The sequence below is a fragment of the Actinoplanes solisilvae genome, from assembly GCF_003999975.1.
GTDB lineage: Bacteria > Actinomycetota > Actinomycetes > Mycobacteriales > Micromonosporaceae > Actinoplanes > Actinoplanes solisilvae.
This window is the reverse complement of record NZ_RJAC01000034.1, coordinates 61,640-73,165: the sequence shown is the minus strand read 5'-3', so window position 1 is coordinate 73,165 and position 11,526 is coordinate 61,640. Positions and strand designations below refer to the sequence as shown.

At 68.0% G+C, this 11,526-nt stretch carries 12 protein-coding genes and 1 pseudogene; 7 read left to right on the top strand and 6 right to left on the bottom strand.

Features of this window, described 5'->3' with window-relative positions; genetic code table 11:
• Window positions 1-171 precede the first annotated feature (171 nt).
• The 5 genes from EER30_RS47715 to EER30_RS42530 all read right to left on the bottom strand — a co-directional run bounded on the left by EER30_RS47715 (window position 172) and on the right by EER30_RS42530 (window position 4,617).
• Window positions 172-330 (bottom strand): hypothetical protein, encoded by a 159-nt coding sequence (locus EER30_RS47715; protein WP_164842704.1) that lies wholly within the window; start codon window positions 328-330, stop codon window positions 172-174.
• A gap of 94 nt (window positions 331-424) precedes the next feature.
• Complete coding sequence (locus EER30_RS42545) at window positions 425-1,627, bottom strand: ABC transporter ATP-binding protein (protein ID WP_127507839.1); 1,203 nt, start codon at window positions 1,625-1,627, stop codon at window positions 425-427.
• Window positions 1,628-1,637: 10 nt separating this feature from the next.
• Window positions 1,638-2,477: a carbohydrate ABC transporter permease gene (locus EER30_RS42540; protein WP_127507837.1), complete on the bottom strand. Its 840-nt coding sequence runs from the start codon at window positions 2,475-2,477 to the stop codon at window positions 1,638-1,640.
• Entirely contained in the window at window positions 2,477-3,361 is an 885-nt protein-coding gene (locus EER30_RS42535) for a carbohydrate ABC transporter permease (protein ID WP_240670671.1), read from the bottom strand. Before EER30_RS42535 ends, EER30_RS42540 begins: the two co-directional genes overlap by 1 nt.
• Window positions 3,362-3,465: 104 nt before the next feature.
• Complete coding sequence (locus EER30_RS42530) at window positions 3,466-4,617, bottom strand: ABC transporter substrate-binding protein (RefSeq protein ID WP_240670670.1); 1,152 nt, start codon at window positions 4,615-4,617, stop codon at window positions 3,466-3,468.
• Between the two features lie 556 nt (window positions 4,618-5,173).
• Between EER30_RS42530 and EER30_RS42525 the strand changes: the two genes are divergently transcribed.
• Window positions 5,174-5,743: a PRC-barrel domain-containing protein gene (locus EER30_RS42525; RefSeq protein WP_164842703.1), complete on the top strand. Its 570-nt coding sequence runs from the start codon at window positions 5,174-5,176 to the stop codon at window positions 5,741-5,743.
• The gene (locus tag EER30_RS42520) at window positions 5,740-6,174 is read left to right on the top strand and encodes a PRC-barrel domain-containing protein (RefSeq protein WP_127507830.1); all 435 of its coding nucleotides are present in this window, start codon (window positions 5,740-5,742) and stop codon (window positions 6,172-6,174) included. Before EER30_RS42525 ends, EER30_RS42520 begins: the two co-directional genes overlap by 4 nt.
• A gap of 97 nt (window positions 6,175-6,271) precedes the next feature.
• On the opposite strand, the gene EER30_RS42515 is transcribed toward EER30_RS42520, so the two are convergent.
• Window positions 6,272-7,285 carry a serine/threonine-protein kinase gene (locus EER30_RS42515; RefSeq protein WP_164842702.1) on the bottom strand — a complete coding sequence of 338 codons (1,014 nt, stop codon included), beginning with the start codon at window positions 7,283-7,285 and terminating at the stop codon, window positions 6,272-6,274.
• A gap of 364 nt (window positions 7,286-7,649) precedes the next feature.
• Here EER30_RS42515 and EER30_RS42510 point away from each other — a divergent pair, with 364 nt between their 5' ends.
• The 5 genes and pseudogenes from EER30_RS42510 to EER30_RS49170 all read left to right on the top strand — a co-directional run.
• The gene (locus tag EER30_RS42510) at window positions 7,650-8,066 is read left to right on the top strand and encodes a PRC-barrel domain-containing protein (protein WP_127507826.1); all 417 of its coding nucleotides are present in this window, start codon (window positions 7,650-7,652) and stop codon (window positions 8,064-8,066) included.
• A gap of 131 nt (window positions 8,067-8,197) precedes the next feature.
• A complete protein-coding gene (locus EER30_RS42505; protein WP_164842701.1) occupies window positions 8,198-8,620 on the top strand; it encodes a BON domain-containing protein in 423 nt (140 codons plus the stop codon).
• A gap of 99 nt (window positions 8,621-8,719) precedes the next feature.
• On the top strand, window positions 8,720-10,024 hold the full coding sequence (locus EER30_RS42500) for an NAD(P)/FAD-dependent oxidoreductase (protein WP_127507822.1): 1,305 nt from the start codon (window positions 8,720-8,722) through the stop codon (window positions 10,022-10,024).
• Window positions 10,025-10,034: 10 nt separating this feature from the next.
• Window positions 10,035-11,087 (top strand): glucose 1-dehydrogenase, encoded by a 1,053-nt coding sequence (locus EER30_RS42495; RefSeq protein ID WP_127507820.1) that lies wholly within the window; start codon window positions 10,035-10,037, stop codon window positions 11,085-11,087.
• 9 nt (window positions 11,088-11,096) lie between these two features.
• Window positions 11,097-11,486, top strand: a pseudogene (locus EER30_RS49170) (trehalase-like domain-containing protein); the annotation flags it as partial.
• Between the last annotated feature and the right edge of the window lie 40 nt (window positions 11,487-11,526).

Below are 11,526 nucleotides of genomic sequence, written 5' to 3'. Positions count from 1 at the left end.
ACGAGGACGCACAGCACTACGACGTGGAGCACCTGTCACACCCATACCCAGACCAACACATCGATCATGATCAGAGTGACGGGCATTCACTCCAAAGCATGTGCGAAGTCCAGGACTAGACGGCGCGACGTAGAAGGAGCCCTGATGCGCCTGCGCCCTCGGCGCGGTCGGTCAATGTCCGCGCCGGGGGTAGGCGCCGAGGGCGGCCATCACCACCGCCACGATCAGCGCGGCCGCCCCGGCGAGGATCAGCCAGCCGACCGAGAGGAACGCGCCGATCGCTGTGCTGACGGCGCCGATGGCGGCCAGGCATGCGAGCGTGGTACGCACGGGATCTCCTTCCTGCGTGGTGGTTTCGCGGTGTGGCGGCGCTGCCGCGCGACCGTGACAGTGGTGTAGGCGTGGTTCGTGCGGGGGAGCCGGTTCATCCCGGGACCGGCGTTGAGGGGCGCTGGTCGACGGTCAGGGTGCTTCCGGTCTCCGGGTCGAACAGGTGAACCTTGTCCAAGTCCAGCCAGACCCGGGCGGTCGCGCCCTCGCGGGCGCGTGACTCCACCGACAGCCGGGTCACCAGTCCGCCGTCGGTGCCGACGTCGCCCGCGCCGGCGTCGGCGGCCAGCTCCTCCAGGTCGCGCGAGACGGCTCGGTCGCCGCTGACGGCCAGATAGACGTACTTGTCCGAGCCCATCGACTCCACTACATCGACGGACGCCTCGAACTGGGCACCCCGTGCGCGGGTGGCGTCGTCGAGAAGTGCGGCGTCCTCGAAGTGTTCCGGGCGGGCGCCGAGGATCAATTGCCGTGGTGAATCGCGCCGCGACAGCAGGCCGCGGAGACGGTCGTTCAACGGCAGATCGCCCAGTGCGGTCCGCAACACCGACTCCTCGAGCCGGGCGGGGAGGAAGTTCATCGCGGGCGAGCCGATGAACCCGGCTACGAAGAGGTTCACGGGGGAGTCGTAGAGCACCTGCGGGTCGCCGACCTGCTGGACGACGCCGCCGCGCATGACCACGACGCGGTCGCCGAGGGTCATCGCTTCGGTCTGGTCGTGCGTCACGTAGACCGTGGTGGTCCCCAGCTGCTTCTGGAGCCGCGACACCTGCGTACGCATCTGCACCCGCAGTTTGGCGTCCAGGTTCGACAGCGGCTCGTCCATCAGGAACGCCTTGGGGTTCCGGACGATCGCGCGGCCCATCGCCACCCGCTGGCGCTGCCCGCCGGACAGGTTCGCCGGCTTGCGGTCGAGGTAGTCGGTCAGCTCCAGGACGCGGGCGGCCTCGTCGACCTTTTGCCGGATGACTGCTTTGTCGAGCTTGGCCAGGCGGAGAGGGAAGGCCATGTTCTCCCCTACGGTCATGTTCGGATACAGGGCGTACGACTGGAACACCATGGCGATGTCCCGGTCCTTGGGCGCCTTGTCGTTGACTCGTTGCCCGTCGATGCGCAGCTCGCCGGAGGTGATGTCCTCCAGCCCGGCGATCATGTTGAGTGTCGTGGACTTCCCGCACCCGGACGGGCCGACCAGGATGATGAACTCACCGTCGGCGATCTCCAGGTCGACCTCCTCCACAGCGACGGTGCCGTCCGGATAGCTCTTGCTGACGTGATCCAACACGATGTCGGCCATCGTGACGCTCCTAACCCTTCACTGCGCCGGACGTCAGACCGGAGACGATGCGGCGCTGGAAGAACAGCACGAATAGGATGATGGGAACGGTGATGACGACCGCGGCGGCCGAGATCGCACCGGTGGGGTCCTCGAACTGGGACTCGCCGGTGAAGAAGGCCAGCGCCGCCGGCACCGTGCGGGCCTGCTCGGTCGAGGTCAGTGAGATGGCGAACAGGAAGTCGTTCCAGCAGAAGATGAACACCAGGATCGCTGTGGTGAAGACGCCCGGCGCGGCCAGCGGGGCGATCACCTTGCGGAACGCCTCGCCCTGGGTGGCGCCGTCCATCTTGGCCGCCTTCTCGAGATCCCACGGGATCTGCTTGAAGAACGCCGACAGGGTGTAGATCGCCAGCGGCAGGGCGAAGGTGATGTACGGCAGGATGAGGCCGGGCCAGGTGTCGAACAGCCCGAGCCGGCGTTCGATGTCGAACAGCGGGGAAATCAGGGAAACCTGCGGGAACATCGCAATCAGCAACGACACACCGACCAAGGCCTGTTTGCCGGGGAAATTCAGCCGGGAGATCGCGTACGCGGCGAGCATGCCGAGAAGTACTGCGACGAACGTGGCGATCAACGCGATGCCGATCGAGTTGATGAGTGCTCGCACAAATTGATCGGTGGCAAATATCGTCCGGTAGTTGTCGAAGGTCAATTCTCGTGGAATGAAATTGCCGTCGGTCAGCGTGCTCGTCGTCTTGAACGACAACGAGACGATCCAAAGCACCGGGATCAGAGCGAAGACCACGACGACGAGGTCGATCACTCCCCACCGCCATTTCGCTCGCGGGCTCGTGTCGATGGTCGTCATCAGCGTCTCCCTTCCGCGCCGGATCCTGGGGCGGCGGTGCCGAACAGTTTCACGAAGACGAATGCGATGATCGCCACGGTGATGAAGATCAGCACGGACATCGTCGAGCCGATGCCCAGGTTCAGCCCGCGGATCAGGTTGTTGTAGGTCAGCATCGACACCGACGACGTCTCGTTGGCCCCCTGAGTGAGGACGTAGATGTTGTCGAAGACGCGGAAGGCGTCGAGCGTGCGGAACAGCACCGCGACCAGGATCGCGGGCTTCATGACGGGCAGCATCACTCGCACGAACCGCTGCCAGGCGTTGGCGCCGTCGACGGAGGCGGCCTTGAGCAGATCGTCGGGGACCAACGCCAGGCCGGCCAGCAGCAGCAGCGCCATGAACGGCGTGGTCTTCCAGACCTCGGCCAGAATGATGATCGCCAGCGCGCCGGCCCGCTCGGTCAGTGGCGCCCCGTCCGGGGCCACCAGATTCGCCAGATATCCGGTGCCCGGCGTCCAGGCGAACCGCCACGAGAACGCCGCGACCACGGTGACGATGCCGTACGGGATCAGCGCGGAGGTGCGCACCAGCCCGCGACCCACGAGGGTGCGGTGCATGACCAGGGCCAGCCCCATGCCGAGCGCGAGCTCGATCGCTACGGAGACGACGGTGATGAGCATGGTGACGCCGAAGGCCGTCCACCAGTAGTTGTCGCTCAGCACCACGGCGTAGTTGCTGAGACCGACGAACTCCCGCCGTTCCGGGAACTTCAAGTCGTAGCGCAGCAGCGACAGCCAAGCCGAGTAGACGATCGGGTAACCGGCCACCGCGACCATGACTATCACGGCCGGAGCGCACAGCAACCAGCCGAGCCTGCGCTCCGCCCGCGCTCCCTCGCTCATGGGCTTCTCCCGGCGGCGTCCACGGGTCCGTGGCTGAGGCTGAGGCTGCCGTGGCTGCTCCTGCGCGGCCCTGGTGGCGCTGCCCGGCGGCGTGCGTGCGATGCTCATGGGAGCACCCCCTTCGACTCGAGCGCGTCCTTGATCCGCTCTTGCAGCTGTCGCAGGACCTCTTGCGGGTCGATGCTCGCCGGCGGCGACAGTGTCGCGGAGACCACGGTCGATACGTTCTGGTAGGCGGGCGTCCGGGGCCGTACGGCGGCGTCCTTCAGCTCGGCGAGGATGACGTCCTTCATCGGGTACGCCTCAGCCATCTCCGGTTCGCCGTACACCGCCTCGATGGTCGGTGGCACGCCGTCGTTGATCGCCGAGAAGAGCTGATGTTCCGGGCTGCGGATGCACAGCGCCGCCTCGAACGCCAGGTCCGGGTGCTGGCTGTAGGCGCTGACGGCCAGGTTGAGCCCGCCGATGGTGACCCGGCTCGGCACGTCGGCCTCGACCCTCGGGTATCGCGCCCACCGCACGTCGCGGGCCAGCTCGGGCGCCGCCTCCTGCATGGCCGGGTAGACGTACGGCCAGTTCAGCTGGAACGCTCCGCCGCCGGACTGGAACTCCAGGCGGGTCGGGTCCTCGACGGCGTTGCTGAAGGACGGGCTGACCAGCCCTGAGGTGGCCAGCTCGCGGAGCAGACGTAACGCCTGCAGCCCGTCCTCGCCGAGTGCGACCTGTTCCGCGTCCTCAGTCAGGATGGTGCCGCCGGAGCTTTCGACCAGCGTGTTGAACAGCACGACCAGGCCCTCGTACTGCGCCCCCATTGTCAAGATCTGGTGGGGGCGCCCCGCGTCCTTGAGATCCTGGGCCATCCGGAACATCTCGTCCCAGGTGCGCGGCGGCTCATCGACCAGGTCCGTCCGATACCACAGCAGTTGGACGTTGGTGTTCTTCGGTGCCGCGTAAAGCCGGTTCTCGAACCGTGCGCTGTTGAGCGGTCCTTCGAGCGTGCCCTGTTCGGCGCGGGCGCGATGCTCGCCGGTCCACTCCTGGATCCAGTCGGCGCTCGCGAACTCCTGCGTCCAGGTGACATCGAGTCCGAGAATGTCCATGCCGTCGTCCTCGGCGGCGAGCCGGCGCACCATCTGAACGCGCTGTTCGTCGGCCTGCCGCGGCAGGGTGCGGTATTCGATGCGGTAACGGCCGCCGGCCTGTTCGGTGCAGTCGTCGACCACCCGCTGCAGGTTCTGTTCCGGCGCGCTGTACAAGGTGATCGTCGGAAGGGTGTCGTCGGTAGCTGACCCGCAAGCGGCGATCGGCGCCATCAGAACGCACGCAGCCGCTGCCGCGACCGCCTTCCGCGGGCCCGCGCGGGGCCGTCGGTGTGAGGAATCTGCCACTGGGTCGCCTCCTTGCGACGGTTTGGCCGACCGCGGGCGCGAACATCCGTCGCCGCACGGCGTGACTTGAGTCGTCCCCGAAAGATCTTTTTACCGGTACATTCGACGATCGGATCTCGGAGACCTGCGGTGGAAATCGTTTGATGAGTAGTGTTCCTCCCCTTCTTCTGCGGGCTGGCGTCGTTTTCTTGACAATCCAATGACACAGCGTTTCTTTCCGTTTGCCACCGGGTCTCATGGGAATCGAGGTGGTGCACACCCGGCGTCCTGCGAGGAGGCATGTCATGGACTGGTGGTTGTGGATTCTTGTAGCGATTGTGATCGCCTTCGTCGTCGCCGGATTGCTGCTGGCCGTTCAACAGCGACGGAGGCGGGGCGGCGTGGTGGTTCGCGATCTCAGGAACGAGCCGCGCGGGGGTCGGAGATGAGCGTCCTGACGCTGGCGACCGCACTCGTGGGCAGACCGGTCGTCACCCTCGGCGGAGACGACATCGGGCAAGTGAAAGACGTGGTCTACGCGGCGGAGAGCCGGCGAGTCACCGGATTCACCCTGGCGGGCCGGGGACTGCTGTCGGGTCCGCTGCGCCGCGCGCTGCCCTGGACAGGCGTCCACGCTGTCGGCCGGGACGCCGTCATGATCAGCGATGAGGAGAGCCTCACCGGCCGTGACGAGGTGGCCGAGCGGACTGAGCTGCGAGACCACAATCTTGTCGGTGGCGCCGTCCTCACCGAGGGCGGGACGGCGCTGGGCACAGTGGAGGACATGATCCTGGAGGTCGGGACCGTGGCCGACGTGGTCGGGTGTCGAATCACCACGAGCGAGGCGATACCTCCGGCGGGCCGCAGCGTCCTTCTGCCGCTGCCGGGCGAGGCCATCGCCTCGGGCGAGGCCTTGGTGGTCCCGGAGTACGTGGCCGGACGCGCTGTGGACGACTTGGCCGCCTTCCGAACAGCCACGCGGTCTGCGCGATCCGTATCGGAGGGCGAGCGATGACGCGTTTGAGCGAGATCGTGGGGCGTCCGGTGGTGGCGGCCGGCACTGCAGTGACCGTGGGAAGCGTGACGGGAGTCGTGGTCGACCCTCGGCAGGGAGCCGTCGTCGCTCTCCTGGTGAAGGGCGCATCGAACGGGAACACGCTGCACTGGCCGGACATGTCCGGCGTCGGTCCCGATGCCGTGATGGTGACCTCGCCGTACGCCGTCCGCGAGGCGGCAGGCCGGGCCGCGGAGATTCTCGGCGGGAAGCACGACCTCGTCGGGAAACGGCTTCTCACTGATACCGGCGATGATCTCGGGGCGGTAACCGACATCGCGTTCGACGAGCAGGCCGGCACCGTCGCCGCGATATACACCGGGGACGATTCCTTCCCTGACGCCCGGCTGGTGGGCTGTGGCTCGTACGCCGTGGTGATCCGTCAGCCCTGATCATCACTGATGCACTGCGGCCGGAGGTGGACGACGTCCGCAACCGCCGCGCAGCGCCGCCGCAGACCTGAACTCAAGCACGAGTCGTCAGAAAGGGTCACTCCTGCGACGGTGACGAAATATCGTCGGCGGTTGTGATCCCGGCCGCCGGAGGCATCCAGCTCACCTCACCCGCGTCGGTCGGGCCGTGGTCGGCGACGGCAATGCCGACGATGACGGCGGCCGCCGCCCCGCAAGCCGCCGCGATGACGCGAGGCCGACTGGTCCAGGTCGACACCGATCGTCGGGCCGGCGGTTCCGGCTCAGATCGGCCGGTGGTGAAATTCCGCAGCGCACGCGCCGCTTCGTGCGCGGTGGGGCGCTTTCCGGGCCGCGGCGACACGCAACCCTCGTAGAAGTCGGCGAAGCCGGCCGGGTAGTCGTCCGGATTCGGCAGCGTCGGCACGGGTTTGAGATGGCGGTTCACCAACACGTGCTCCGGGGTCGAGCCCTGCCACGGTGAGCTCCCGGTGAGGCACTCGTGCAACAGCACGCCGAGGGCGTAAACGTCGGCCGAGGGATGGGACTGCTCGCCGCGCAGCTGTTCCGGCGCGGAGTAGGCCGGGGTGCCCCAGATCCGGCCGTCGGCGTCGACCGGCTTCTCTCCGGCTGCGGCCGCCACACCGAAGTCCACGAGCTTCGCACCGGCGGGGCCGACCATCACGTTCCGGGGCTTGATGTCGCGATGCACCAGGCCATACGCGTGCACAGCGGCGAGCGCCGCGGCAACGTCCGCCGCGACCGCGGCGGCCTCGACGAAGGGCAGCGGGCCCTGCAGCAGACGGTCAGCGAGGGTGCCGCCGGACAGGTATTCGAGGACCAGGAAGGGTGCTTTTCCGTCGCCCGTCCCTGCCTCACCGAAGTCATAGACCCTTGCAACGTTCGGATGGCTGAGCCTGGCGGCGGCCTGAGCTTCGGCAAGCGCCGTGTGCACTCCGTCGGCGGTGAGTCCGGTCATCATCTTGATCGCCACTGGTCGTCGAAGCGAGCGGTCGAAACCATGATGGACAACGGAGGAACACCCGCGACCGATGGATGCCCCGACACGGTAGCGGCCGGCCAGCAGCGTCATGAAGGTACCTTCCGATGGTCCACGGCGTACTGTTTGATCATCCAAGCGAGGCATGAAGCCGGAACCGCAGACCGATGACGGTTTTGTGACGAACGCCGAGGTTCGGCTGCGTGCCGGAGCTGTTTCGCCGGCGGCTGCTGTGCTCAGTGCCGGCGGCCCCAGGGCGTGTCGGCTGGAGCACCGCCTCGCTCAAGGCCAATGCAGGTATGGCGGCGGCAGTCTCGTCCTTCATCCCGGGCGGAAGGCGGATGCCTGGGCTGCCGTCATCGAACTGACAAGTTTCCGTGTGAGGTCCGCCGAGTGGGCTGTCTAGGTTCGGTGAGGAAAGCATCGACCGGCCCGTGCGGCCGGAAGGAGGCACACGATGAACACCGAGTCCACAACGATGATGCAGCTCAGCGACACCGACCAGGTGCTGGCCGACCCGGCCCAGGACATCCGCGGTCGTAAGGTTTTTGACCGTGACGGCAACGAGGTCGGTAGGGTCGACGATTTGCTGATCGACACCGAGCAGAAGCGGGTGCGGATGCTCCGCGTCGAGCACGGTGGTCTGTTCGGCGTCGGCGCTACGCCGTTGTACATCCCGGTGGAGGCCGTCGATCGGGTGACTGACGACGAGGTCGGCATCGATCGTTCCCGGGTGCAGGTGGCCGAGGCCCCGCAGTACGACCCTGATCTGGTCGACCGGGACAAGTACTTCACCGACCTGTACAGCTACTACGGCTATGCGCCTTACTGGGCGCCGGAGTACATCCCGCCGGGCCGCCGCTTCTTCCGCTGACCCGGACATGAGAAGAGAGCGGAAGTCGGGAAGGGACATGGGTGCAGCCACTGCCGGATGACGAGTTTTTGGCCCAGCAGCGGCGACGAGACCCGGTCGTGGCGTCGTGCGACGTGCGGACGGCGCTGACGGTGATCGTCGAGCTGAACGCCGACGAGCGGACCAGGCACGAGCCCATCCGGGTCAGCGTGCAGAACGACGTCGTCATGCTGGCCGGGAGGGTGCGCACGCCGGCGGCGCGTGACGCGGCAGCCGGCATTGTGCGTGCCATTCCGGCTGCGAACGACGTCTGCGTTGCCTTGAGCGTGCGAACGCGTGCCTTGGCGCGGCACGACCGGGACGACTTCGTACAGATCGTCGCCGGGCTGGAACCGCCGGCGCCGCGCCGTCGGCGTCGGCCTTCCCGGATGCTCGCCCTGGTGAACGTCGCGGTGCTGATCCTGGTGTGGCTGGTGCTGCCTGTCCTTACCGTGATCGTCGGTCTGCCGGCCCTGCCCATGCTGATCGCCGCCCTGATGGTCACCACGGGCGTGATCTACACCCGTCCTGGGTGACAGGCGATCGGGACGGCCGAGGGTGACAGGCCTGTTTCCGGGACCCAGCGCGGGGTAGGCGTTCGGGGTAGCTGAAGCCTGGAGAGGGAGGTGCACAGGATGGCGCATGCACGCATCGTGATTGTCGGAGGCGGGTTCGCCGGCTATCAGGCCGCCCGGACGTTGCTGCGCAAGGCACGGGGCTCGGCTGAGATCCTGCTGCTCAACCCCACCGACTACTTCCTGTACTTACCACTGTTGCCCGAGGTGGCCGGTGGTGTGCTGGATCCCCGCCGCGTGACGGTGCCGCTCCGCGAAACGTTGCCGGGAGTACGGCTTGTGCTGGGCGAGGTGGATGGCATCGACATCGGGGCCCGCACGGTGTCGTACGAGGACCCTGAGGGCGAGCGCGGTCTCCTCGGCTACCACCGGCTCGTTCTCGCTACGGGCAGCGTCAACAAACTGCTCCCGGTACCAGGCGTGGCGGATCACGCACACGGCTTCCGCGGCATTCCCGAGGCGCTGTACCTGCGCGATCACGTGATCCGCCAGATCGAGCTGGCCGACACCGCGAGTGACCTTGCCGAGCGCGAGGCACGTTTGACGTTCGTGGTGGTCGGAGCGGGCTATACCGGTACGGAGGTGGCCGCCCAGATGCAGTTGCTGACCGAGGACGTGCTGAGCCGCCACCCGCGGCTGGCCGGCCTCCGGGCGCGCTGGCTGCTGCTGGACACGGCCGACCAGGTGCTGCCCGGCATGGACGAACGCCTGTCGACGACGGCCGGTCAGGTGTTACGTGAGCGCGGCATCGAGGTCGAACTCGGTACGTCGGTGTCCGAGGCCACCGCGGACGGGGTCAGACTCACCGACGGCCGGTTCGTCGCCTCGCGCACGCTCGTGTGGTGTGTAGGCGTACGCCCGGATCCGCTCGCCCGCAGTACCGGCCTGCCGATGACCCAGGGCCGGCTGCGGGTCGACGAATACCTCGCCGTGCCCGGACACCCCGACATTCTGGCGTGCGGCGACGCGGCTGCGGTTCCCGATCCGACCCGCCCCGGGCAGCTGACGCCGATGACGGCGCAGCACGCCGTGCGACAGGGCCGGCTCGCCGGGCACAACATCGCGGCTTCCTACGGCGTCGGACGGCGACGCCCGTACCGTCATCGTGATCTGGGTTTCGTGGTGGACCTCGGCGGCCGGCAGGCAGCCGCCAACCCACTGCACCTGCCGATGTCCGGTCTGCCGGCCAGAGCGATCACCCGCGGCTATCACCTGAGCGCCCTGCCGGCGAACCGGGTACGCACGGTGGCGGATTGGTTGTTCACCGCTGCCGGGTCGCGCCCGCCCGTCCAACTGGGACTCGTGCCGGGACCGGCAGTGCCGCTGGACACCGACGCTCCCGAGCTTGTGCACCCGTCACGGTGAGGAGATTGCTGTGCGTGCGTTGACCGTAGAGCCGTTGAAGGCCGGATCCGCCAAGGTGCGGGACGTGCCCGATCCGTCGGCCGGTCCGGGGGAAATGCTCGTCGAAGGGTTGGCCCTGGGCATCTGCGGCACCGACCGGGAGATCGCCGCCGGCGAGTACGGGTGGGCGCCGCCGGACCGCGACCGGCTGGTGCTGGGCCATGAGTCGCTGGGCCGGGTCCGCACTGCCCCGCCGGACAGCGGCTTCGCCCCCGGCGACCTCGTCGTCGGCGTTGTCCGCCGACCGGACCCGGTGCCGTGCGGCGCTTGTGGGCACGGCGAATTCGACATGTGCCGCAACGGTCGCTACACCGAGCGGGGCATCAAGGAGATCGACGGGTACGGCAGCCAGGCGTGGACGGTCGAGACGGCGTACGCGGTCAAGCTCGACCCCCGTCTGGAGCGGGTCGGGGCGCTGATGGAGCCGACCACGGTCGTCGCGAAAGCGTGGGAACAGGTCGAGAAGGTCGGCGCCCGCTCGTGGTTCGAGCCGCGGCGGGTGCTGGTCACCGGAGCCGGGCCGATCGGACTGCTGGCCGCGTTGCTCGGTGTGCAGCGCGGCCTCGAGGTGCACGTGCTCGACCTGGCCACCGACGGGCCGAAGCCGGAGACGGTGAAGGCGCTCGGGGCCGAATACCACGCGAACGGCCTCGGCGAGGTGGCCGCGCGGGCGAGACCGGACGTCATCATCGAGGCGACCGGCGTGTCCAGTCTGGTCTTCGAGGCAATGGCGAGCACCGCCGCGTACGGGATCGTGTGCCTCACCGGCGTTTCCCCGGTCGGCCGCAAGATCTCGGTGGACGTGGGCGCCGCGAACCGGGACATGGTGCTGGAGAACGACGCCGTCGTCGGCTCGGTCAATGCCAACCTGCTCCACTACGCGTCCGCCGCCGCTGCGCTGGCGGAGGCCGACCCGGATTGGCTCGCCCGCCTCATCACCCGCCGGCTGCCGTTGGACCGCTACATCGAGGCCCTCGAGTCCCGCCAGGACGACATCAAAGTCGTCCTCGACCTCACCGCCTGAGAGCACGCCATGCCCGGACGCATCGAGGACTACGCGCTTATCGGTGACCTGCAGTCGGCCGCTTTGATCGGGCAGGACGGCTCGGTCGACTGGCTGTGCCTGCCTAGGCTTGACTCGGCCGCCTGCTTCGCGGCTCTGCTCGGCGACGAGTCGAACGGACACTGGCGCATCGCACCGGCGGGCGCGGGTTCGGCCACCGGCCGCCGGTACCGGGACGACTCGCTGATCCTTGAGACCACCTGGCAGACCCCCGGCGGAACGGTCCGGGTGATCGACTTCATGCCGCCGCGCGGCGAGGCCGCCGACGTGGTCCGGATCGTCGAGGGGGTATCGGGCACGGTCGCGATGCACATGGATCTGGTTCTGCGCTTCGACTACGGCCGGATCGTGCCGTGGGTGGGTCGGCGGGACCGCGACGTGGGAGCCGTCGCCGGCCCGG

Excerpts from the sequence above, each read along its gene's own strand:
- EER30_RS42545 (WP_127507839.1), bottom strand. The coding sequence starts at position 1,627 with ATGGCCGACATCGTGTTGGATCACGTCAGCAAGAGCTATCCGGACGGC.
- EER30_RS42540 (WP_127507837.1), bottom strand. The coding sequence starts at position 2,477 with ATGACGACCATCGACACGAGCCCGCGAGCGAAATGGCGGTGGGGAGTG.
- EER30_RS42535 (WP_240670671.1), bottom strand. The coding sequence starts at position 3,361 with ATGAGCGAGGGAGCGCGGGCGGAGCGCAGGCTCGGCTGGTTGCTGTGC.
- EER30_RS42525 (WP_164842703.1), top strand. The coding sequence starts at position 5,174 with ATGAGCGTCCTGACGCTGGCGACCGCACTCGTGGGCAGACCGGTCGTC.
- EER30_RS42520 (WP_127507830.1), top strand. The coding sequence starts at position 5,740 with ATGACGCGTTTGAGCGAGATCGTGGGGCGTCCGGTGGTGGCGGCCGGC.
- EER30_RS42515 (WP_164842702.1), bottom strand. The coding sequence starts at position 7,285 with ATGACGCTGCTGGCCGGCCGCTACCGTGTCGGGGCATCCATCGGTCGC.
- EER30_RS42510 (WP_127507826.1), top strand. The coding sequence starts at position 7,650 with ATGAACACCGAGTCCACAACGATGATGCAGCTCAGCGACACCGACCAG.
- EER30_RS42500 (WP_127507822.1), top strand. The coding sequence starts at position 8,720 with ATGGCGCATGCACGCATCGTGATTGTCGGAGGCGGGTTCGCCGGCTAT.